The organism is Sphingobacterium sp. UBA2610, assembly GCF_002339225.1.
Classification (GTDB): domain Bacteria; phylum Bacteroidota; class Bacteroidia; order Sphingobacteriales; family Sphingobacteriaceae; genus Sphingobacterium; species Sphingobacterium multivorum.
The window spans coordinates 61,425-84,781 of the sequence record NZ_DDKA01000002.1; the positions used below are offsets into that span (position 1 = coordinate 61,425).

24 protein-coding genes and 1 pseudogene are annotated in these 23,357 nt (G+C 42.7%); 8 read left to right on the top strand and 17 right to left on the bottom strand.

Going from position 1 to position 23,357, the window contains the following annotated elements; translation table 11 throughout:
* Positions 1-132: 132 nt before the first annotated feature.
* The 6 genes and pseudogenes from B4Z47_RS02625 to B4Z47_RS02655 form a co-directional block, all read right to left on the bottom strand.
* The gene (locus B4Z47_RS02625) at positions 133-1,299 is read right to left on the bottom strand and encodes an alpha-hydroxy acid oxidase (RefSeq protein WP_070564350.1); all 1,167 of its coding nucleotides are present in this window, start codon (positions 1,297-1,299) and stop codon (positions 133-135) included.
* 99 nt (positions 1,300-1,398) lie between these two features.
* Positions 1,399-2,169, bottom strand: a complete 771-nt coding sequence (locus tag B4Z47_RS02630) for an SDR family NAD(P)-dependent oxidoreductase (RefSeq protein ID WP_070564353.1) — start codon at positions 2,167-2,169, stop codon at positions 1,399-1,401.
* 57 nt (positions 2,170-2,226) lie between these two features.
* A pseudogene (locus B4Z47_RS02635) lies at positions 2,227-3,869 on the bottom strand (sodium:solute symporter).
* A gap of 9 nt (positions 3,870-3,878) precedes the next feature.
* Entirely contained in the window at positions 3,879-5,099 is a 1,221-nt protein-coding gene (locus tag B4Z47_RS02645) for an enolase C-terminal domain-like protein (RefSeq protein ID WP_115048634.1), read from the bottom strand.
* Positions 5,100-5,147: 48 nt separating this feature from the next.
* Positions 5,148-6,194 carry an alpha-L-fucosidase gene (locus B4Z47_RS02650; RefSeq protein WP_115048633.1) on the bottom strand — a complete coding sequence of 349 codons (1,047 nt, stop codon included), beginning with the start codon at positions 6,192-6,194 and terminating at the stop codon, positions 5,148-5,150.
* Between the two features lie 45 nt (positions 6,195-6,239).
* A complete protein-coding gene (locus tag B4Z47_RS02655) occupies positions 6,240-6,668 on the bottom strand; it encodes an L-rhamnose mutarotase (RefSeq protein WP_201303530.1) in 429 nt (142 codons plus the stop codon).
* Positions 6,669-6,854: 186 nt separating this feature from the next.
* On the opposite strand from B4Z47_RS02655, the gene B4Z47_RS02660 reads away from it, so the two are divergent.
* Positions 6,855-7,733, top strand: a complete 879-nt coding sequence (locus B4Z47_RS02660) for an AraC family transcriptional regulator (protein WP_115048631.1) — start codon at positions 6,855-6,857, stop codon at positions 7,731-7,733.
* Positions 7,734-7,756: 23 nt separating this feature from the next.
* Here the strand turns inward: B4Z47_RS02660 and B4Z47_RS02665 are convergent, their stop codons facing one another.
* The gene (locus B4Z47_RS02665; protein ID WP_083295867.1) at positions 7,757-9,277 is read right to left on the bottom strand and encodes an FAD-dependent oxidoreductase; all 1,521 of its coding nucleotides are present in this window, start codon (positions 9,275-9,277) and stop codon (positions 7,757-7,759) included.
* A 212-nt stretch (positions 9,278-9,489) separates the two neighbouring features.
* Between B4Z47_RS02665 and B4Z47_RS02670 the strand changes: the two genes are divergently transcribed.
* Together B4Z47_RS02670 and B4Z47_RS02675 are read left to right on the top strand one after the other, a co-directional pair.
* On the top strand, positions 9,490-10,263 hold the full coding sequence (locus B4Z47_RS02670; protein WP_115048628.1) for an SDR family oxidoreductase: 774 nt from the start codon (positions 9,490-9,492) through the stop codon (positions 10,261-10,263).
* A 68-nt stretch (positions 10,264-10,331) separates the two neighbouring features.
* Entirely contained in the window at positions 10,332-10,823 is a 492-nt protein-coding gene (locus B4Z47_RS02675) for a low affinity iron permease family protein (RefSeq protein WP_115048626.1), read from the top strand.
* A 72-nt stretch (positions 10,824-10,895) separates the two neighbouring features.
* Here the strand turns inward: B4Z47_RS02675 and B4Z47_RS02680 are convergent, their stop codons facing one another.
* From B4Z47_RS02680 to B4Z47_RS02690, 3 genes are all read right to left on the bottom strand, one after another.
* Entirely contained in the window at positions 10,896-11,888 is a 993-nt protein-coding gene (locus B4Z47_RS02680; protein ID WP_115048624.1) for an SDR family oxidoreductase, read from the bottom strand.
* A gap of 84 nt (positions 11,889-11,972) precedes the next feature.
* Positions 11,973-12,203 (bottom strand): hypothetical protein, encoded by a 231-nt coding sequence (locus B4Z47_RS02685; RefSeq protein ID WP_046676326.1) that lies wholly within the window; start codon positions 12,201-12,203, stop codon positions 11,973-11,975.
* Between the two features lie 51 nt (positions 12,204-12,254).
* Positions 12,255-12,851, bottom strand: a complete 597-nt coding sequence (locus B4Z47_RS02690; RefSeq protein WP_115048622.1) for a ferritin-like domain-containing protein — start codon at positions 12,849-12,851, stop codon at positions 12,255-12,257.
* 262 nt (positions 12,852-13,113) lie between these two features.
* Between B4Z47_RS02690 and B4Z47_RS02695 the strand changes: the two genes are divergently transcribed.
* Positions 13,114-13,503 (top strand): hypothetical protein, encoded by a 390-nt coding sequence (locus tag B4Z47_RS02695; protein WP_112374752.1) that lies wholly within the window; start codon positions 13,114-13,116, stop codon positions 13,501-13,503.
* 63 nt (positions 13,504-13,566) lie between these two features.
* Here B4Z47_RS02695 and B4Z47_RS02700 read toward each other — a convergent pair whose 3' ends face one another.
* A complete protein-coding gene (locus B4Z47_RS02700) occupies positions 13,567-14,220 on the bottom strand; it encodes a response regulator transcription factor (protein WP_115048620.1) in 654 nt (217 codons plus the stop codon).
* A gap of 462 nt (positions 14,221-14,682) precedes the next feature.
* Between B4Z47_RS02700 and B4Z47_RS02705 the strand changes: the two genes are divergently transcribed.
* Both B4Z47_RS02705 and B4Z47_RS02710 read left to right on the top strand, forming a co-directional pair.
* Positions 14,683-15,291, top strand: coding sequence for a DUF4142 domain-containing protein (locus B4Z47_RS02705; protein ID WP_070564381.1), 609 nt, complete (start codon positions 14,683-14,685; stop codon positions 15,289-15,291).
* A 76-nt stretch (positions 15,292-15,367) separates the two neighbouring features.
* Entirely contained in the window at positions 15,368-15,868 is a 501-nt protein-coding gene (locus B4Z47_RS02710) for a hypothetical protein (protein ID WP_115048618.1), read from the top strand.
* Between the two features lie 6 nt (positions 15,869-15,874).
* On the opposite strand, the gene B4Z47_RS02715 is transcribed toward B4Z47_RS02710, so the two are convergent.
* From B4Z47_RS02715 to B4Z47_RS02735, 5 genes are all read right to left on the bottom strand, one after another.
* Positions 15,875-18,016: a mechanosensitive ion channel family protein gene (locus B4Z47_RS02715; protein WP_112374750.1), complete on the bottom strand. Its 2,142-nt coding sequence runs from the start codon at positions 18,014-18,016 to the stop codon at positions 15,875-15,877.
* 31 nt (positions 18,017-18,047) lie between these two features.
* Positions 18,048-18,254, bottom strand: coding sequence for a hypothetical protein (locus B4Z47_RS02720; RefSeq protein ID WP_046676320.1), 207 nt, complete (start codon positions 18,252-18,254; stop codon positions 18,048-18,050).
* 162 nt (positions 18,255-18,416) lie between these two features.
* Entirely contained in the window at positions 18,417-18,653 is a 237-nt protein-coding gene (locus tag B4Z47_RS02725) for a hypothetical protein (RefSeq protein WP_070564390.1), read from the bottom strand.
* A gap of 25 nt (positions 18,654-18,678) precedes the next feature.
* Entirely contained in the window at positions 18,679-19,350 is a 672-nt protein-coding gene (locus B4Z47_RS02730) for a DUF6766 family protein (RefSeq protein WP_286726724.1), read from the bottom strand.
* 61 nt (positions 19,351-19,411) lie between these two features.
* On the bottom strand, positions 19,412-19,897 hold the full coding sequence (locus B4Z47_RS02735; protein WP_112374749.1) for a DUF421 domain-containing protein: 486 nt from the start codon (positions 19,895-19,897) through the stop codon (positions 19,412-19,414).
* Between the two features lie 228 nt (positions 19,898-20,125).
* Between B4Z47_RS02735 and B4Z47_RS02740 the strand changes: the two genes are divergently transcribed.
* The gene (locus B4Z47_RS02740; protein WP_070564399.1) at positions 20,126-20,869 is read left to right on the top strand and encodes a nucleotidyltransferase domain-containing protein; all 744 of its coding nucleotides are present in this window, start codon (positions 20,126-20,128) and stop codon (positions 20,867-20,869) included.
* 1 nt (position 20,870) lies between these two features.
* The gene (locus B4Z47_RS02745; protein WP_070564402.1) at positions 20,871-21,605 is read left to right on the top strand and encodes a metallophosphoesterase family protein; all 735 of its coding nucleotides are present in this window, start codon (positions 20,871-20,873) and stop codon (positions 21,603-21,605) included.
* 9 nt (positions 21,606-21,614) lie between these two features.
* On the opposite strand, the gene B4Z47_RS02750 is transcribed toward B4Z47_RS02745, so the two are convergent.
* Positions 21,615-23,102, bottom strand: a complete 1,488-nt coding sequence (locus tag B4Z47_RS02750; protein WP_115048614.1) for an MFS transporter — start codon at positions 23,100-23,102, stop codon at positions 21,615-21,617.
* Between the last annotated feature and the right edge of the window lie 255 nt (positions 23,103-23,357).

A 23,357-nucleotide genomic window follows, 5' to 3' on the forward strand; every position in this document is an offset into this window, starting at 1 on the left:
TTATGTCAAACTATAAAACAAAAAATGTCTCCTACATTTGCTTCATACAAACATAAGAGACATTCTCTTCTTTCTATGGTGAGCCTGATTCCCACCTCAACGCTGGATCGAAAACTCGAGCTGCTACAATGGTTACAGGACAGCTTGTAGACGTTGCGGCAAATCTTCAATCTTTGAAAGACTCAATTGCTTCATAACCTGATACAAATGTGTCTTGAACATATTGATTGTATGTTCCCCACCTTCATTGCCCAATGCGCCAACGCCATACATAAATGGTCTTCCCATAAAATTGAAATCTGATCCAACCGCATGGGCGCGGGCTAGGTCAACTCCCGATCGAATACCACCATCTAACATGATTTTTATCTTATTTTTATATTCTGGGTTGCTCGCCAAATGAATCAATGAATTGATCGAAGATTCACTTGCGTCGAGCTGTCGTCCACCATGATTTGAGACAATGACTCCATCCACGCCCAATGCGATAGAAGCCTGCATATCTTCGTCGGTGGCAATCCCTTTAAGCACCAATGGCCCTTTCCAAAGATCGCGAATAGCTTTAATTTTCTCAACATCTACCTTACCGGTAAATGTTCTATTCATAAACTGTCCCAGCTGAGCTAAATCAAGACCTTTTTCCATATAAGGCTTCAATGTTGCAAAAGAAGGAATTCCATGTCTTAATGTTTCTATCCCCCAAGTCGGGCAGGCAAAAGTTTGCAAGATATTGGCGATACTCATTTTAGGTGGCATAGACAATCCGCTTTTTATCTCGCGATAACGAAGTCCAAAAGCAGGAACATCGACCAAAACTACCAATACGGGACATTCAACAGCCTGTAGACGTCGAATAATATCATCGCGCAACCTGTTTTCTGTCGGATGATAGAGCTGGAACCACGCTTTCCCATCAGATACCTCGGCAATACGTTCAATACTACTTGTTGATACAGTACTCAAAATATAAGGAACATCATTTTTTGCAGCTGCTTTTGCAAGAATCTCTGGCGCATTCGGCCACATCAATCCCTGAAGTCCAATAGGCGAAACCCCAAACGGCGCACTGTAACGGCGACCGAATAGTTCGACCGAAAGGTCTATTTCTTCACTCGCAAGCAGATATTGAGGCTTCAACAGAATATTATCAAAATCGTTTTCATTTCTGGCAAGGTTCAATTCTTCATTGGCTCCTCCGGTCAAATAATCAAATGCAAATTTGGGAATCCTTTTCTTCGCTTTAATCTTTAGATCTTCAACAGAAGGATAACGGGTATTATATATAAATTTCTGGCTCATGATTGATGTATTATTTATAAGCAGTCTACAACTGCGCGCCAAACTTAGATAAATTGCTTTTCAAATGCAAGCTAATTATAGTTAATATAAAAAAATCTGTCACACATTTCTGCGGTAGCCCAACTCGGCACCTCCACTTACAGGTAGATTTACCCCTGTAATAAAGCGCGCTTGGTTTGACAGCAGAAACACACAGGCATCAGCAATGACATCACCGTCAGGACAGTATCCAAGCAAATGAATATCCTTCAAAAAATCAAAAACCTGTGTCGGCTGTGGTTGCTCCAGTGTCCATTTGTTGAGCATGGGTGTCATAACAGCTGCAGGCATAACCGAATTGACACGTATGCCGACAGACGCATAGTCTATGGCCATCGATTTTGTCAACGCATTGATAGCCCCTTTTGTGGCAGCATATGCCGCATGGTTCCCCTGGCCTATTTCCCCTACCAAGCTACTCGTATTTAGAATACAACCGGCAGATTCCTTTAAATGGGGGTAGCCATACCGTGTAGTCAAAAGAACACTTTTCATGTTGGTATCCAGTAACCTTATCCATTCATCGTCCGTCGTTTCATGCAAAGGTTTTGATGGACTTGCCAAGCCAGCATTGTTATGGATTGCATCAAGCCGCCCAAAAACAGCAACGGTCTTTTGGATAGCTGATTCAACTTCCCTGGCCTGCGTGACATCCGCACAGATGCCCATATGTGGTGCCCCGATCAGTTCAGCTGTTTCATCCACAGATGCTTGATCGAGACCAACAAAGGCAACCTTTGCCCCCGCTTTGACATAGGCTTTTACACATTCCAAACCGATACCAGCACTTCCTCCGGTAACCAATATGATTTTATCTTCTAAGATTTTCACGTTCTATTATTCTTGTATTTAGCATCAAGTTCCAAAGCATTGGAACAAATTAAAAAATCAGTTGAAAATTACATATAAAATCACGACAATAGCGAGTAGCAATGTCGACAAAATGCGGTAACTCCCGATACCCGACCAGGCTTTACCCCGAAGTGGGTCCATGGGATTCTTCCAGTACAAATCCCGACTTTGCGCAGTGTGCTGTACGGGATACTTATAAGATAATAATACCTGAAGTACCATACAGATCAAAAACAGATAAAAAGCCATCATCATAAATGGAGTCTGGCCTATCCACGAGTCAGGCAGCAGCTTGTTCAGTAAAAATACGGCAACCCCCAAAACAGAACCTATCCACAAGGTAAGTTTTGCAGCTATTGCCGATGCCCCTTTCCAAAACACACCTAAAAGAAATACGCAGGTTATTGGTGGCGCAATGTGTGCTATCACATCATTTATGCCGTAGAAAATACTCTCATAGCGATCCAATAGTGGTAAAAGAGCCAAGGAAAATCCCATGGCAATAACTGCAGCAATTTTCCCAATACGAATCAACTGACTATCGGAAGCGGCAGGTTTCCGCTGTCTAAAGATATCGTAACTCACCATGGTCGATATCGAATTTAGCGCACCCGATATCTGGCTCATTAAACCCGACAGGAGCGCTGCGACCAAAACACCGATCAATCCGGAAGGCAAAAGTTGAGTAATCATAAGTGTATAGATACCTTTTGAATTGACCTGCCCTTGATGGTCCACGCCGAGACTGCTTAAATCCAATTGACCTGTTCTAAACAAGGTATACGCAAATAGGCCTGGAAGCACAAAAATAAAAACAGGCAAGATTTTTAGAAAACCACAGAAAAGAGCACCCACACGTCCATGGTTTTCATCTTTCGCCCCTAAAACACGCTGAACAATGGTCTGATCGGCACACCAGTACCAAATACCCAAAATCGGATAGCCAAACAAAACGGCATACCAAGGCATTCCACTTCCATCGTTACTCCCACGAAGCATGGAAAGACGATCAAGGGCATTGTCCTGTTCCAGTACAGCTTTCATTGGCGTCCAACCGCCCATCTTGTCAAAAGCCGCAAAACTGATAATGAAAGCCCCCGCAAGCAACACAATTGTCTGGATAGATTCCGTCACCACAACAGCACGCAATCCGCCCAAAATCGTATATATTCCAGTTATCACACAGATTACTGTAATACTTAAATACATATTAAATCCAAAAAGTGTGCGCAGCACAATCCCTCCGGCCAACATCGAAAAAGCGATATGAATAACAATTGCCGATAGTATAGAGATAAACGTAAGCCAATCTCTGCTGGCACGATCATAGCGCCGTTCCAGAAAGTCGGGCAAGGTGGCAACACCCGACTTGAGGTAAAATGGCAAAAAAAAAGCGCCAGTAAGATTAAAGTAAAGGCCGCCATCCATTCAAAGTTACCATTAAGCAACCCGGTATCGAATCCGCTCTGTGCCAAACTGACCAGATGGATTGTTGAAATATTGGTTGCAAAAAGCGCTAGTCCAATGGCTGGCCAACGAAGTGTCTTTCCAGCCAAAAAATACCCCTCTGCACTTGTTTCCTTGACTTTCTTAAATCGCACCGATCCTGCCAATACGCCGACAACTAAAATCAACAGTATATAAAAGATGGCGATACCTAAATCTAAATTTCCTAACATAATGTCAACTTATAACAAATCACAACTGCTTCCCACATCCATTGGGGTACGATAAACGCCATTCTCTATAGCCACTGGATGTACAAAATGAGACTTTAGATGCGGAATATGCTCCAAAAACAAAGCCTCATGCCCCAAGCTTATGTGGTTAAATAAAACCAGGTGCTGATGGAGCTGCCCCATATCCCCAACATGTGGTACAACAGGGATATTATATTTTCGACAAAGTAGACTCACGGATATAAACTCGCTTACGCCGCCAACGCGAACAGCATCGACCTGTACAAATCCCGTCGCACCCATTTGAAGATAATTTTTAAACAAAATGCGGTTCGGCACATGCTCACCCATGGCAACTTTTATCGGCGCAATGTGTTCGGCCAAGCGTTTATGACCAACAATGTCGTCCGGGTGTGTCGGCTCCTCTACCCAAAACGGGTTCATCTCTTTAAGCTCTTGACAGATGGATAGCGCCTGCGGCAGCGTCCATTGCTGATTCGCGTCGAGCATTACTTTAGCTTCATCACCAGCAACCTCACGCACGATATGCGCACGACGAATATCCCGCAAGGGATCTTCACTGCCCACTTTGAGTTTCATTGCGGAGAAGCCGTTTTCTAAAGCACGCTTACAATTCTCCCGTACCTTTTCATCAGAATAGTTAAACCAGCCTACTGACGTATCATAGCCCACATAGCCCTTTTCAATAATCCCCATTCTTTTATGACCTGTAGCCATATTTGACTCCAGTAAGCTGATGGCCTCCGCCTTTGTCAACTCATCTTCCAAATAGGAAAGATCCAGCGTATTGACAATATCTGCGGCGCTGAGCTCGGTTAACAATTTCCAAAGTGGAACTCCTCTCGTTTTAGCCCAAAGATCAAAACAGGCATTTGTTACCGAAGCTAAGGCCAAATGAACAACCCCTTTATGTGGACCCAACCAACGATACTGCTGTTCATTGCTCAACCTATTAAACAATTGACCAAAATCTGCCATAAGATCCTCAATTGGAATCCCTTTCAGTCGTTCGGCATAAAAAGCTGCGGCACGACAGACCAGCTCGTTCCCTGCACCCAGTGTAAAAGCCAGACCTGTCCCAACGCGCCCCTTATCATCGGCCAATCGGGTCACTGCATAAGAATAGATCGGATCTTTGTGTATCGCATCACTGCCTGCACCTGTAGCCAAAGGAAATCTTCGATCCTGAATATCAAACGTCTTTATCATAAAATCTTAACGTGCTTATTTTTAGTATTTAGGTTAATCTATTTTGAATTATAACTTTAATTTCTCTTTTAATTTGCGTAAAATGTCAACATCCGAATCCTTTATGCGCCCCATTCGATTGGGACCAACGTTTAAGATCAGGATATTGTCTTGCGCAGTTGCGGTCTTATAAATCCCCGCAAGCTCTTCCAAAGACTTATACTTCTTGTCTGTCGTGTTATAGAACCAGCGTTCTCCAAGTACCACTGTTGTCTCAAAAGGCATATAGCAAGTGTTCCCCTGTGCCATAAAAAGCTTAGGGTCAGGATCGACCGGAAGATATGGGTCGCCTAGCCTAAAGTCACTTGGAAAATAACGTATTGGGTAATAATTCTGCTGGTCTTTCGGCAAAACAATGTGTTTGTCCGTATTCTCAGGCGATCCGATGCTCCAGTTTATACCAATTTGACATCCAGGAACCTTTTTCTTGATTAAATTATAGATCTCCTGCGTGGGCCATCGATAATTCTCTTTTTCCCAGCCTCCATCCAGCCAAAGCTCAACGATATCCGTATACTTTTTGGTCATATCCACCAGCTCATTGAGCTGGTTCAACATATATTGATTATAGGCTGCATCTGCAGACCTGTCTTTAACATTGGGGTTCTGCTTTCGGTCCCATAAAGAATAATACAAGCCGAGGCGCATTCCCTGTTTGGCGCATTCTTTAGCCAGCTCCAGTACAACATTTGTTGCGTTCGAAGAGTTCGCTACATCATAATCCGTATACTTGCTATCCCATAAACAAAAACCCTCGTGGTGTTTCGTTACCAAAATCATGTACTTCATCCCGGCTTCCTTTGCTGTCGAAACCCATTGTTTAACCTCAATTGCTGATGGAGCATATGTGCTGGCGGGTTTAGATCCGTCTGTCCACTCCTGATCATGAAATGTATTCATGCCAAAATGAACGAACATGCCATATTTTTGGTCAATCTGCGCCCGCTGATATGCATTGGGCCGTACCGATGGAACAGGTACAATAGCCTTTGTTTGAGCACCGACATGTATACCTAAAACAGCGAGTGCCAAACTAAATAATATTTTTTTTCTCATGGTTACATTCTATTGGTTATTACTGCGTTTATTAATTTTCTTTCTTTAGTCCGTATGGAATACCTCCGTCATACCAGACCAAATCTCCCCTTTCTCCTGTGCATCGGATAAGGGTTGCTGACAAGGATCCGTTTCCTTCCACCAGCGCTGTGTCTCTGGATCGGAAGCCGTTTTTTGCATATCAAGCTTGATATTTTGTCCTGCATATTCAAAATAGCTGAAAAGAAAAAATTGACCATCTATCTCCTTCAAAAAAATAGAATAATTGCGGATATGACATGCCTTGATCTTTCGAAGTACTGAGGGCCAAACTTTGGCATGAAGCTTTTTATAATACGCTACTTTCTCGGCTTTCAATCCTGTTATGGATGCATAGCGAGTCACGGAGCGACTGCTCTCTGTAGACCGGAAGGCTGTTGTACAGAGTACGACCAAGACGATCACAAGGATGTAAGGATACAATTTAGGATACATAAGTTCTGCGTTATTGTATAATTATACGTAGTTGTATAGTACTACTAAATTACGCGCTTAGCAGGACGGAGACTACTGCTAGATTGCTCATTTCTCCCACTATATTAACAATTTTACACATGTTTACTTATTTTTAAGGCAAAATAGGCTATATTGCCTGTTCTTAATTTAAAAATAACCAAACACATGAAACCTGTTTTCGCCAAAATTTTGGAAGGTGCAGCTATCACAACTTTTGCGACCAAAGATGTGCAACGCCCATTCTTCTCAACCGAATTTCATTTTCATAGCGCCTGCCAGATGACCTATATTGTGGAAAGTGAGGGAAAGCGGATTATTGGCGACAATGTGAGTAACTTTGTTTCCGATGAACTTACTTTTGTAGGACCTGATCTGCCACATGTCTGGCACAATAACACTATAAATTGCGCAGGCTCTACTATTGCGGAGACAAGAACTTCCCGTTCTTTAGCCTTGTATATAGAACCTAAATTAATGATCCAACTTTTAGGGCATTTCTTTCAAACACACAAAGTCGAAACCTTCTTTTCAGTCTCCAAACGCGGTCTCCTATTCCGTGGCGCAACAAAGGAACAATTGAAGGTAAAGCTAAAAAAGATCATACAGCTGGATTATGGCTTTGAAAAAACTATTTTGTTACTAGAGATTATCGAATTGATGTTATCGACAGATGAATTTGATTACATTTCCAGCGCTGGATACACCCACAACTATAGCCCTATTGACAATAGTAAAATTGACAGCATCTTTAAATTCGTATTTAACAACTATACCGGAGAAATTCAATTGGATCAAGTTGCGCAGCTCGCTAATATGTCAAAACACTCCTTTTGCCATTATTTCAAATCCCGTACGCAGAAAACCTTCGTCCAATTTGTCAATGAGGTTCGCATCAGTGAATCCTGTAGATTGATTGTCGAAAACAAGCATCAAATCACACACATTGCTTATGCCTGTGGCTTCAACAGCCTTTCAAACTTCAATAAAATTTTCAAATCAATTAAAGGGATCACGCCAAGCCAATATAAGTCCCAGATATGTTAGAAAAGCGTCAAAACAAAGTTGCACTAATCAAAATTGACACGACCAAGATCTACACTAGCAGGACCATTCAAAAGCTTTCCATTCATTCCGAACCGTGAACCATGACAAGGACAGTCCCAGGACATTTCGGATGGGTTCCAGCTTACTGTACACCCCATATGCGGACAGACTGAGTTTACAGCATGCAACTCCCCTTCCATATCCCGACAAATAGCCAGTTTTCTGTCCCTATAGTGAACAATTTTACCTTCCGCTGGCTGTAAGCTTTCGACCTCCTTCAGCGTTTCAGCCGAAAATTTGTCCATGATAAAATGTTTTGCAGCATTGACACCTTCCGATAATACCTGCTGTGCGCTCGCACCAGGTTTGATGCGGCTTGGTGACAGCAGTTCAGCCAGCGGATTCTCCTTTCCTTCCAATAAGTCAGGGATCACAAGTGACGCCATTGATCCAAATGTCATTCCATTACCGCCATAACCGGTGGCTATATACACATTATTTTCATTTGGCATACTGCCGATAAAGGGTAAGCCATCGGCTGAATCATAATATTGCGACGACCAACTTGCAGTAAGTTCATCATAGTCGAAATGCTGATCAACCCAAAGTTTTAGGTCGGCAAAATGTTGCTCTGTTTGTTGGTCGTCGCCAGTTTTATGATCAAAACCACCCACGATAAGGTAATGTTCTTTATCAGATCGATGATACCTAAAATAGTGGTAGGGATCATACAGATCCGCAGCTTGTCCCAATGCTTCAGGTTCCCCATGAAGCTTTAACGTCAGGACGTAACTTCGATAAGGTGCCAGTAAAAAATTGAATCTGTTTTTGCCTGGTGGCACATGGGTAGCCCAAATGATATTCTTTGCCGTATAAACCTCTTTTCCACTCAGCTTCAATTTGACCCTTCCATCTTCATTGCTATAGGCTTCAATTCCTCGACCCGTCAATATTTCGCCGCCCTCACGACGATAGGCTTCGATCATGCCCGCAATATATCTCATGGGATGAAATTGTGCTTGTCCCTCAATGCATATTGCTTTTTCGAAAGGTATATCAAAAGGTATGGTTTCGACATAATGGGTAGGTAATCCCAATTGCTGATGGGCCGCGTAAATTTGCTCGAGCTGCTCGTTCTGTCCAGATTCTGCGCTAAAGAGAAAAAAGTCACATGTCGAATACGCACACTGTATGGAATATTTGGAAATGTTATCTTTTATATAATCTAAGACCTCAAGCGTCGCATTCAGAAGCAGTTGAGCGGGATCCTTTCCAAAATTTTCAATAATCTCATTGTAAGAAGCGTCATAAAAGTTATTGATATGGGCGGTGGTTCCTCCGGTTGTGCCAAACCCTGGATTCTCCTTGTCCAACAGTAGGCATTTTATGCCTCTATTCTGAAGTTCCTTGGCCAATGTTACACCAGTTATACCCGCCCCCACAACAATGGTATGGAAATCTAAAATGGCAGGGTCAGTCGAAAAATTTTCAATGTCAACATCCTGCCAAAAGCTCTTGTTCGTTCCGTCACGCTTCATAGTCATTATATTAAATTCAAAGAATCAGTCTTTGCTTTATTGCAAATACAACACGTCCAAGATAAGAACCATGCTATTCCACTTTCGTTTTAGCGGTTAAATACGTAAAAAAAAGAAGAAGTACGTCTTCCTTTGCGCCCCCAAACCAATGTATAAAATAGGCTGTTCCTTCATGAAATAACGAAGTGCTTCATTGCACCTTTAACACGATATACATTATGAAAATAAATGCGAAGGATTACGTCAACTCCATTTTACCGAGTTGGGTAAAAAATAAGAAAATAATTATTACTGGCGGCACCACCGGGATTGGCCGGGCGACCGCCCTACTTTTAGCCGCGATGGGTAACGATATTTTAATTTGCGGCCATCATCAAAACCAGTTGGACGATACGCTCCGTGATTTTAATCAATTGGAATGCACAGGTAAGATGGAAGGGATTGTAGTAGATCTGGCGACCGAAGAAGGCATACACATGCTCTTCAGGACATTTGACGAACAATATGATCGTTTGGATATTCTCATCAATAATGCGGCTATAGCCTTTCAGTCGGTTAAGGACGGAAGTTATTCGGATCAGGCCTACCTCCTTCGCACGAATGTGCTGGCCTATTTGGCTTGTACCCAAGCCGCGTTGTTACGGATGGAACCCCGCGGAACAGGACATATCCTCAATGTCGGATCAATGAGTGCAGATGTACGCGAAGCGCAGAGTTCTGTCTATGTCTGCTCGAAAGGAGGTATTCAAGCATTTACAGAATCGTTACGGAAGGAAGCCAATCCCAAGGGTATCCAGGTGTCGCTTATTGAACCTGGATCAGTTGGAACAGATATGCAACCTTTTTCACCGGAGGAGCAGCAGGAAAAAATTGATCATTTAGAAATGCTCTATGCCGAAGATATCGCGCGTACCATAGCTTATATCCTATCTCAACCACTACGCACTTCCATCGTGCATACACAGGTTAAACCTTTGAGACAAATCATATAAGTCATCTTCGATTTTATCAACAAGAAAACAAATCCACTTAGTTGAACGTCCTTAAAAAAATTTGTGTCATGAGAAAAAAGAAAAACTTGTTTGAACGATTCTCAAACTGGGCAACGCATGCCACCGGTAGTTCAGCCGCATTTATTATCGCAACTTCGACGGTGATCATCTGGGCCGTGAGCGGCCCCATATTCAATTATTCTGAAACCTGGCAACTGGTCATCAATACAGGTACGACCATTGTTACTTTTCTAATGGTATTTCTCATTCAAAAATCCCAAAACAAGGATTCCAAAGCAATCCACCTGAAACTCAATGAACTGATAGCGTCCCATGAAGGCACCAGCAACCGAATGGTCAATCTGGAAGACTTAAGTGAAGAGGAATTGGATCAGCTCGCTAAGTTTTATGCGCACGTGGCGAAGCTCGCTCTGGAAGAAAGGGATCTCACCTGCACACACTCTATAGATGCCGCAAAGGAAAACCATGATTATAAAGTAAAGGTTCAAAAAGAAAAACACAACCGCTCAGCAGACAATAATCCGAACACGACGGACTAGTATTCAGCTTATTGATGACAAAAAAAATCCCCTTGAAGGGGATTTTTTTTGTCATGCTGTAATCGCTAATTTTTAGGGCTGTCCACCGCCGCCCGCGGCCCCATAAATTTGTCCGTTCGCATAACTTGCGTCTGCCGCAGCCAATTGCACATAGATTGAAGCAAGTTCGGCGGGTTGCCCCGGACGTCCCATGGGGGTATCACCTCCGAAATTCACCAGCTTTTCCTGCGTAGCACCACCACTCACCTGTAGTGCAGTCCAAATTGGACCGGGAGCCACGCCATTGACCCGTATGCCCTTTGGACCAAGCTGCTTGGCCAATGACCGAATATAGTTGGTGGTCGCAGCTTTTGTCTGTGCGTAGTCATACAAATCTTCCGAGGGGTCTGCGGCCTGTACCGATGTTGTACCGATAATTACAGCTCCAGGTTTAAGATGAGGCAAGGCTGCCTTAATAAGCCAGAAAGGTGCATAAATATTGGTTTTCATCGTGGCATCAAATTCCGCAGTGGTGATATCCAATATCGATGGTTTTGTCTGCTGCCGCGCCGCGTTGCTGACCAAAATATCCAGACCGCCGAGTTGAAGTACGGCGTCCTCAATCAGCCGAATACAAAACTCTTCTTTACGGAGATCTCCCGGAATAGCGACTGCCTTTCGGCCCGCCGCTTTTATCAAAGCGATGACTTCCTTCGCATCTTTCTCTTCCTCGGGCAAATAGTTGATGGCAACGTCGGCCCCTTCTCGTGCGTAAGCGATAGCTGCTGCACGTCCCATTCCCGAATCGCCCCCGGTGATCAATGCTTTGCGCCCTTGGAGCCTTCCTGATCCTTTATAACTATCCTCGCCATGATCCGGCCGGGGCTCCATTTCACTGCAGAGTCCAGGCCAGGGTTGAGACTGGCTCTTGAACGGCGGTTTTGGGTATTCTTTAACCGGATTGACCGGTCTGTCTTGGGTTTGGCCCGCTGAGCGATCGGGACTTCCAATGATACTCAATGCCAAGATTCCAGAACCAATTTTACCGATAGCAGCTCTTCTTCCCATATTATCTGAATACTTCATAGCTTTTTTCGTTTTTGGAAAAGGCCCAATGAAATTGAGCCTCTTATATTTATTCTACAGATGTGTTTTTACAAAAAATGCACGTTAATCATGTCCTTCAGTTTTCACAATCTTGTTATAGATGCCCAATAGAAGGAACGGTGCAGCCCATTGGCCTACAAATAGGGCGTTTTTATCGTTCGACATGCATTTTAATGCGGCAGATACACCCATCGCCAGCAATGCTGCGCCTAAAAATACGGTGGATGGTAGTTTAGAAGTTTGATCTTCTATCTTTTTGGTGATTTCACCTTCGTTTCCTGTATTTAATGCCATAACTTAAATTTTTGATTTTTTAATAGTGTTCACGCTAGGTCTATTGTACACTTATTCAGCTTTTGAATTGAGATTTGTATCGGCCAGCGCGCTAAGATCTTCATCACATTTCTTTTCTTCACCCAGTGTTTCAAGTAGTAATTTTAAGGCATCCTTATGTGTTAACACTTTCGCAAAAGCCGCCAATGTGCCATACGTGGCAATTTCGTAATGCTCCACCTTTTGGGCGGCAGCAATAATTGCTGCATCGCGGACAGATCCAGCTTCTGTTTCTTTCATAAGGCTTTTCGCCTCTTCAAGTAGCCCCGCCATAGCTTCGCATTTTTCGGCTTTTGCTTTCACTCCGATAAGCTCAAAACATTGCTCTAGGCGATCCACATGTGTTTCCGTTTCTGCCAGATGTTTAGAAATAGCAGATTTTAATTGTTCTGAACTTGCATTTTTCTCCATCTTAGGAAGTGCTTTCGTCAGCGCTTTTTCTGCCCAATAAATATCCTTTAATCCATCCTCAAATAATTCGGCTAGATCCTTCGCTGCCCCCGCTTCGGCAGGTACTTTTTTTCCTTCTGAATTAGCGTTTGAAGTTGCTGTGTTACCTGATTTTGTGTTTGTTTTACTTTTTTCTGCTGTTGCTGTTGTTGTTGCCATAATACTAAGTTTTTATGCTCAAACGAGCGGTTCGTCAAATAAACAGCTCTCAAACTCTTTTCGTTCGCCAGAACTGTGTAAATCCTGCAAATCACGCATATACCACATTTTATAAGTAAAAACACGTTTTTCAAAAATTTAAATGATAGCGAACAACAACGCTATAATTAACGTACAAATCATATGACAATGCGTACTAACACAGTTAACGATCTGGCAACAACAGTGGTTCATCAACAAACGATTATAAATTAAACGCAGTATGAATAAAAAATGTACAGTTCAGGATGTCCGTCCAGGTATGGCCATCCTCGCTTTAGCGATTGTAGCGCAATCAGGCCCCCAAAATCTACCGAACGATATTCCGGAAGAGCATGAAGAAGAACTACCGGAAAATACACCGGATCAGGAACCCGAAATTGATCAGGAAGATTTGGAAACGGATGAAGAATTAGACTTCGCAGTTGATGCAGAAGAACCTGAAATACCCCGACAGGATGATTTCGGTTTCGATGAGGAAATTGGTTCAGCAGGTGAAGATGAATTTCCAGAAGAAGATGAAAGAGATGAAAACGAGGGTGCTAATGATGCGGAAGGGCTGCCTACGCAACCGGTGACAACACCTTCTGATTTAGATGCAACACCCCTATAACGTGGACAAAAAAACAGAAGAACCCCGCTCTTTTTCCAGTGTCGGGGTTCATTGCACCCTATCCTATCTCAATAACTTTTTCTGAAAACCAAAACGGACAAGTCCCGCCGTATTCTTCGAACCGGTTTTTTCAATTAATTGCTGCCGATGGCCCTCCACGGTCCTTTTGCTCAAAAAAATTTGATCAGCTATTTCCGCATTTGTATGTCCTTCCGCAATCAATTCCAATACAGACAGTTCGCGTTCAGAGATGTCGTATCGTGCCATTATTGCTGTACGATCAATATCCAACTGTGCATACTTTGATAAGTTTCGGATCCAATCAATACTTAATGCTGCACTGATATATTGTTGCCCACGTTTTACCTGCTGAATTCCGAATAAAATCTCTTCTACATTGGAATCTTTCGATAAATAGCCATCAGCGCCAAGATTTAAAACCTCCTGAACAATCTGGATATTGTCTTCCATAGATAAAACAATGATTTTTATGGCTGGATAATGTTTTTTTACTTCTTGTATAAACTGAATGCCATCCATTACCTCCATATGGATATCAGTCAGGATGATGTCCGGTTTGGCTCCCTTGAGAAATTCCAGGGCTTTTTGACCATTCTCCATCCCCGCAATTACAGTTATATCTTCTTGCGCCTCTAATATTAATTGGAAACCGGATCGTACTAACGTATGGTCATCTACCAAAAGCAACTGTGTCATAGCTATCTGTTTTCTTTCTTTCGTTTAGTGATTGATTTTTGAACGAAACAGCTTTCAAGCCAAAAATGTTTTAAAAAAATAGCTCTTGGCAAATGCATACATAACATCAACGGAAAGATTTTGACCGCCGCCGCATTCTTTTTTCTGGAAAGGCGTGAGAGATGTCTCTGCTAGAGCATATAAATAATTGAAGTCGCGCTATTCCTCCACGAGGGAATTAGTACGATATGTTTGCGTAAGCACCACAATTTTTGCTTTAAATACGCAAAATAGGCTCTTTTCAAACGCTACCTTCCTCGCCGCTGTTCACTTGAAAACACAACGAAAGAAGAACATATGTTTACATCCATCATTATTGGCATCGTCTTTATTTTCTTAGCATCCTATATCGTCATCAATTATAGAAGAAAGGGAAATAATACGCGAAACAGAAAAAATCGTTAACATTTAAATAATAGTATCATGAAAATCATTTTAAAAACCCTGGGAATATTACTAGCCACCCTCGCCTGTATAGTTGTCGTTCAGGCGCAAGACAGTAATCCCGCTCAGCCACAGTCTGGAGATCTGGACTTTGCCAGCAAAGCCACGGCCAGCAACAATTTCGAACTGCAGGCGGCAAGCATTGCTCTTGCTAAATCGCAAAACCCAACGATCAAACAATATGCACAGATGATCACTGATGACCATACCGCTGCAGGAAATGAACTATCGACCATTGTAAAAAATAAAAATTGGCAGCTGCGTACGAGTGACGATCAAAATTATAAAGCCATGATCGACCAACTCAATAAGGCCGACACAGCCAATTTTGACCGCGTTTACACTGATCTGATGGTTAAGAGCCATCGAGATGCAATTTCACTTTTCAAAGATGCAAGCGCAGGCACAGCAATTACAGATGCTGACCTGAAGAAATTTGCCACCGATAAAATTCCGGCGTTCGAAAAGCACCTTGATCAGCTTAAAAATTGGCAACCTTCAGATCCTTCGATAAGTGACATGCCCATTACACCAAATGCGCCATCCCCAGCAATCAAGAATAAGGTACCAAAACCGACATTAAAATAACAACATATTTTTTCCAATCATTCACTCCGGAGGACAAAGCCATTACGGCTCTGTCCTTCGCTATTTCTTACATCACATGGAACAGACATTCGACTACATACACGAACTCCTTAATAGACAAATGGCGCTACGTGCCAAAATTGAAGAAAGCCCTATTGCAGGCGAAATAAAAATGAGCTATGGACGGGATTTTTATCAGGAAGAAGTGCGCTCCACGGGGCTAGCGATGATTCGCGACGGCTGGGATATGGAGGGCGAACAACTGATCCTCGATTTTGTGCATGAACACTATCCAATGCGGGTTAAAGATGAACTTACCTGGATTAATAAAATGATGCATTACCTAGCGGTTGTTACCGACACCTTTATCGATAATCTACATGCCGAGGGCTACCGTTTTTTACAGGGAAATGTAGACATGCCCAATGAACACGCGATATTCTACCCAGTCCATGAACTAGATGCATTCGGAAAATTATCCCAAGAACTCGGAATGAATACCATCGTAGATCTGAAAATATCAAATCAATTAGAACAGTTGCAAGGTTGGATCTATTATCGTTCGGGAAGTAACTAATTTTGTTTAAGCCGAGGTAACTTTTGAATCATGAAATACGGCTTCGGCTTTAACTTGCTCAAGAAACTTACTCCTAAACCATTCAATCTGTTGCACGTTCTGTAAACCTACCTGAATTGATACAACATAGGCATCCGCCGTAATATCCTTTGTTAAAATTTTCATGGGCAGGCTTCTGTCGATCTCCTTAAAGCTAGTAATGGTATCTTCCAACCACTTTTTCCACTCTTCGATGCTGCGTGCCGTAACGATGGTCAACTGAAGATTCAGACGGATATCCGATTCTTCAAACGTCCAGTTGACCAGGCGACCGGAAAGGAGATCTCCATTTGGTATAATAACTTGGGCCCCTTGGTCTGTTAATAAGGTGCTCGATCGGATACCCACCTGCATGACCTGCCCTTTTTTATCAGCAAGTTCCACATAATCCCCCACTTTAAACGGACGTTCAAATACCAAAATCACACCTGAAACAAAATTGTTGATAATATTCTGCAGGCCTAAACCTATCCCCACACTTAATGCACCGACAATGACGGTCAGCTTGTCAACTCCCAACCCCAGAATACGTATTCCTATGAGGAAGCCAACAATAAAAATGACAACACGTACGAGTGGTAATAAGGCTGTTCGGCGCTGATTTTTTTTCGCGTCGGGCTGATCAAGAAGGTCTTTTAAATTTTTTTGTATCCAATTTGCTGTCCATATGACTGCAAATGCTAAAAGCACATCGCCATACGTATAATTAACACCACCAATGGTGTGGGTATTATTTAACAAGCGATCCCCAAGTCGACGAATTTCACTTGTGATATGCAAGGTGTTGGCCCAGATAATAATGACCAATATACCCGCAAATAGGCCAATAATACGACGGAGTGCGGCAAGTATCTTCTGCTTATCAAAGCGATTTATAAAACGGTCTTCTTTCGAATTTTCATAAGAGTTGAGTAAATCATGAGACAGCATGTCGCGGAATGCATGCAGGGAGAATGCTTGCAATAGCCCTACAGCTCCAGCGATACTGCATGTACGGGCCAGATTTAGAAAACCAAACAGATTAAATATAATGGCGGCCATACTGATAATTAGCAGTAACCATCGTGAAAAGGGGCGCAGATAATCAAAAGGTATTTTTCCGTCGACCTTCCGCCCGAGGTGCCAAAGCAGGCAAATACCCGATAAATTGATCAACATGACAATAATTCGCGACATCCAACCTGTATCCAGCACTAGATTGCTGGCAAGTACCAATAGATAATAAAAAAATACATACTGCATCATCTTCAGATGCTGATTGGATAACTCCGAGCGAATCAAAAGATATAGAAAGCCGAAAATAAGCAGATAGCTCAATTCGAGCACGATCACGGGGATTCTAAGGGAAGTCAGTGGCAGGAGAATAAGGAAAAAGACCGCAAACTTGAGGACAGGAATCCACCACGGTTGATTGCGATGTAAGGGCAATGTCTCTTCGGCCCCTATGGCACGTCTGCGCATCTGATAAAGCCAATAAAAATAAATAAGGCTCAGTAGGATAAGGAGGAAACGACCATCCCAGGCACTATCGTAGTAACGCTGCGATAGTCCATCCTGCTCCAGGTTCTTTTGTATTATACTTTTCCAGTGATACCAAAAGGTTCCTTCTTGCGCTGCCTGAGTCACATTCTGCTGCTGCTCGGCCTTGTCGCCAAGGTCTTGCATGTCCAACAGGAGCGATTCAATATCACGTTCTAGTGTTGCGGCACTATCTTGCACCGCCCGCCATGAGTTGGCCGTGGAGTCCTGGGGCACCGTTTGCTTGCGCAACACCGTAACTTTTCCCTGTAGATCATGCACAGCGGGTTTAACCAGGCTGATATACTGCTGTACTTGACTGGGCACGAGCCGACCATCATCCGGCCGCTGCCAGGCGACTCCTCGCTTTACACTGTCCAATCCAGTATAATAACGATCAACCTGCTCACGCCATTGTTCCAAAAAGTTTCTAGCCGAGGCCAGTGGATTACTCGGCAACGAATCAAGAATACTGACCGAATCCTTCGATCGCTCAACGGAATCGGCCTTTTGTGCGTGCACCGTATAAAAAAATAGGCTAAGCTGGATGACCAAGCTTAGCCTTAGCATGGCGCAAATTATTGGGCCCATAATCTTTTACGTTTTAAATTTGTCTTTATGTTTAATCGGGTTTAGCCGGAGAAGGCTGCCGCTGCAAAGAATCGGTGCTGTCCCGGCCAAGCGAGTCATTTATACCAACACCAACCTGCCCATCATCGGGTGTATTGGAGGAATCATAGCTACCGTTTGCCTGATTGCCTTTATTGCTGCTATTGCCGCATCCCCATAGTCCAAGGATTGCCAATATCAATAAACTAATCTTTTTCATATGTTTTGAGTTTAAGTATGAAATTATTCGAAAAGTGAACAGTGCAAAAAAAACAATGGTTCTCTTTAGTTCGCATTTAAGTAAAAATATCTCCCTATCGTAGAAGTACGCAACAGGTCAAACGTCGACAAACACGTGTTCATGTTACTCAATGCTGCCTGTTCAATCCTCAGCTTTAGTTCGATCCAAATTGTCCAATGGTACAGCTTCCTGTGCGGTCCCAGCCTTATTTTTAGTCGTATCTTTTCCACGGCTTCGGTGAATATTGTCTAATGGTAGACCATTCTGGTTGACTGTTGTATCTACTTTCTGTTCCTTTTCGCTACTTTTGGTTCTATTATCGCAAGATGTTGCTGCCACAGCTGCGAATGCGATGGCCAAATACAAATATTTAATCATAGTTTTTACCTTTTATTATTATTCGTTACCCCTTCCCCGTTTCGCTATGTGGAGCATCAACGGGCTTTGATTCAGGTGATCCTTTTTGACGTAGGAAAATGGTGAATACAACAATGGCCAAAACAGACAAAAATTCACTTTGCCAGTTCTGGAAAGTTTCAAACCAAAATTGAGGCATAATGAGGTACGTCCATGCGTCATCTACCGGTAAACCTTCAAGCCGCTGTTCGGTGTTGTGCTGTCTCCAGCTTCCATAAAAGTGCATAACCCAACTCCCAAAAAAAAGTAGCGCAAAGCAAATGAATAGCGATGAACTATATAATTTCAACAGCCAGCCACCTTTTCTAACAGGATAAGGGGTATTCGGGCCGGGCTGCGGTTCACGGTCTACCTCTACTTTTTCCCCTATTTTTTTTGATTCAGCAGAGCCCAATTGGCGTAATCCCACCGTCAGAATCACATACATCGCCATCTGCAGAAATTCACTCTCAAAATTTTCAAAAGTTGCGGATGTAAAATGTCCTGTGCCCAAATAATTAACGATATCCAGCGGTGCCTGATTGGCCTCCAGCAACTCTTCATTATGTATTTTCCAACCCGTAAAACATTGCATGCCTAGGGAAAAGACAAAAAGCGCTGCAAACACCAGGCTTAGGCCATTACGATAAAAAAAAGAATAATTTTTCTTGTTTTCCATAGCAAGATTTATTTTATTATTAAGTACATATAACTCCAATAAAAACTTAACTATTAAGTATTCATGCCTTTTCCTTGAGTATAAAACTTATTCGCCCATTCGGCTCCATCAAAGCCATATCCACTTCATCGAGGTGCTTACTATTTGTCTCTAACCGCAAGCTCGTCAGTAGATCAGTACGGCTTACCCCCAACCGGTCCATTTGATCCCATTGGATTTTACCGTTCTTGTATAAAACAGCGGGCTTACCTTTTACCATATTACCCAAATAGGGAAGCCTGGCCGATACCTGGGCTAGGATTTTATTGACAATAATCATCACGAAGCCGGCAAACACGGTTGACAGGAATGGCGAAGCGCCAACTATTCCCCGCGCTAATACCGCACCTAGCATAATAATGATGACGAAATCTACTCCAGACTTTCGGCCGAGAATTCGAATTCCGCCCAATCGAACCAAAAAAAGTGCGATGATAAACATCATAAACGCACGCGCCCCCATTTGTATCATCGTCAGGTCTTCACCAGAGCCAAAAAAACTGTCCATATTTTTATACCGTTTAGATCGTTGTTATACGCCCATCTTCATCATGAAGCAATGTGCTCTTTATTTCAAAATAGCCTACTTTATCTCAGAACATCGGTAGGAGCCTTCCCTGTTCCCTCATTTTTCAAATTGAGTACTTTTACCTATTCAACAGGCGGATAATACGTTTTCATCGACAGTCAACAAACTACTGCATTTAATTGACTGTCTTTAAGAAAAGCAAACGATATGATTCATTTAGATAATCCACCTGAAGATTGTCTCGCCTTCTTTCAGGATACATTGCGGCTGCTCCAGGATAGCGGAGCTCAATTTATGGTGGGCGGTGGTTTAGCCATGTTTCACTACACGGGGATCATACGGCCTATTAAGGATATGGATATCTTTTGCAAAAGCAGCGAATACCCAAAAATTCTTAAACATCTTGCCGCTAATGGTTATGAGACCGAATTGACAGATGTGCGATGGCTCGCCAAGATTTACAAAGACCCCTATTTCATTGATATTATTTTCGATAGTGTTAATCACAATTGCACTGTTGAGCAGGATTGGTTTGACAGAGCACCTGAAGGTACTCTTTTTGATGCTGATGTACGTTATGTACCAGCAGAAGAGCTAGTATGGTGTAAGCTATATGTACAAAACAGAGAGCGGCATGACAGCGCTGATATTAACCATATTTGGCTAAAATATGGAAAAAGTTTGGACTGGAACCATTTACTAATGCGAATGGATCAACATTGGCACCTCTTGTTGGCTCAAATGCTCATCTTTCAGTTTACTTATCCGCATGACTATCGCGATATTCTCCCAAAAGACTTATTTGATGAGCTCATTAAACGCGCAGCGGATCAATATGAATTGCCTCCTTGTTTGGAGAAAGTTTGTCTGGGACCCTTGATAGATCAAACGCAATATGAAATTGATATTAAAGAATGGGATTATAAGTCATACACAATAAAAACTGTTTAATATGAACAAGAAGACAACCATAGCCGCATTGGGCGATATACATATGAATGCAAACCAGCACGGAAAATGGAAAACCAAATTTGAGGAGATTTCGGAAAAGGCTAAAGTCCTTTTACTTTGCGGTGATCTAACGGATACGGGGGATGAAGAAGAAGCAGAATTACTTGTTGCTGAACTCCAATCCATTAAGGTTCCAGTCATCGCCGTACTGGGAAATCACGACTATGAGAAAGGACGACAAAAGCAGATCCGCCAAATTTTGACAGACAGTAAAATTACGGTCTTGGATGGTGAAGCTATCGTGATCGAAAATATTGGTTTTGCTGGCGTAAAGGGCTTTGGCGGTGGTTTTGACCGTTATATGTTATCCATGTTTGGTGAAGATGCCATGAAAAGTTTTGTGCAGGAAGCTGTAAACGAATCGTTGCTTTTAGATCGAGCTTTGGCGCGCCTCGAACAAGAACATGCAGACATAAAAAAAGTTGCCTTAATGCATTACGCGCCCATTGCTGAAACCGTTTTAGGTGAGCCCGAGCAAATTTATCCTTTTTTAGGGTCAACGCATTTAATGGAACCTTTGCAACGGCGTAAAGTAAGTGCTGCCTTCCACGGGCATGCGCATGCCGGAAAATTCAAGGCCCTGTCCCCTTCTGGAATACCGATTTACAATGTGGCAGTGCCCGTTTTAATGGCCCAGCATGGAAGTGAAGCCGGCTTTGCATTCATTGATATTTAGCATTATTTTTTACTCGTCCGAAATTGCGTTATCTGATGCATTGGTTTTTCGTTTAACAATCTGCTTGAGTTGGGTATGAAGCGTGATAATATTCCCCACAAGTAGGCTTTCTTTCAATCCGGCACGAAAACGTTTTTTCATAATACGTTTGATAAGCTGTGGACTTACTTCGCCATTTTCCTGTACCTTTCCAAGCCAACGAAGCGATATAAATGCCAGAAGTGCGGCAATAAGGAATAGAAAATTCCATTCATGCAGATAGATCAGTTTGGCGATAGTCTGGAGGTTGGGACTTTTCCAGGAGATGCTAATCTGAAGCTCGCGAGTTGCAAAATAATCAACTAACAATCCTCCTAAAATAGGTCCCAAGGCTGTAAAAAACGAAGCGACCATATTTTTTACAGTGATATAGACAATTGCATCTGTCTTGGGAGCGAGTTTCAGGCCAATGTTTGTGAGGGCGAGATTAATGCCTCCAGTGGAGATTCCCGTCATGATATGCAGAAATAGGAGTAAAAGTAAATTGGGCAATGCACGCGAATAGATTCCGACAAATATCCATAATAAAATGCAACAAATGTAAATGGGTGCTGTGAGGTAGATAATACTTTTGTTACTATAACGATCCGAAAGGTTTCCCCATAAGCGTAGGCCCAGGACACTAGCTATCTGACTGAAAACAGTAAGCAGGATGACTATTTTCATCGAAAGCCCCAATGTTTTTAACATAAAGACCGTAAAAAAGGGTATCGCTAAATTAATCGCCAACAACCAAGCCGCATTGAAGATCAATAAATTTTTAAAATTTTTATTTTTAAGCGGCTGTAGCAACAAACTTCCCAAATGTCCCCCAGACATCTGTTGTTTGGGCTCTTTGGCCTGTACCAAAAAAAAGGCACCAACTGCTCCTATAGCCCCTGCGATTAAAAAGTATATGCCGTAGAGCTTTGGTAGTTGCATAACGGCATGATTGGTATAATAGTCAACTAACGCTGCGACAATGATGCTAACTGTAATATTCGTCAATTGCATGATGCCCGTGCGCTTGGAAAAATAAGTACCCAAACGTTCCTCAGGAACGAGGTCTTTAATCCAGGAATTCCAGCCTGCGCCACCTATCGCGCTGAGAAGGTAATGGATGAACATAAAACTGAGCAAGGTCGTAAAAGAGAAATCGACTTCCCGCCACATTAAAAGCCCAACCAGGACCAAAGGCATTTTTGCAAGAAATACAGCGAATACGGTTATTACTTTCCGATTCGGGTAAATCTGCATGACGAGAATGGTCAACAGCTGGGCAAGATTACATAAGGTTGGAAAGGCCGCCAACAGTCCCAGCTGAAAGTTACTTGCTCCCATCAACAAACCTGCTCCGACCAAAATAACACCGCTGCTCAAACAGACAACAACCTCTGAACATACACCGTCTATGATGACCATTCGGAGGCTTTTGTCAATATCTTGTGTTTCGAGATGATGTACCGGTCTGAGATCCATAGCCTTTTCTCATGTAACAGCTGCTCCAGGATGTTAGTTCCCTTAAAATGAATTAATGAGCTTAATACGTTCGGCGAAGTACTTCCAACATACAATTGGGTATTAGTCCATCCAACCAAGTCGTTACCACAGCCGTTCATTAAGCAAAGGTTAAAAGCGCGTTTCCTTCTGCGAAATTGAATCGCTAAAAACGGCGTTTTTCCATTGTTGAAATTAAAAATTGTTTATGACACACACTTGCGTCCTAAACGTTTA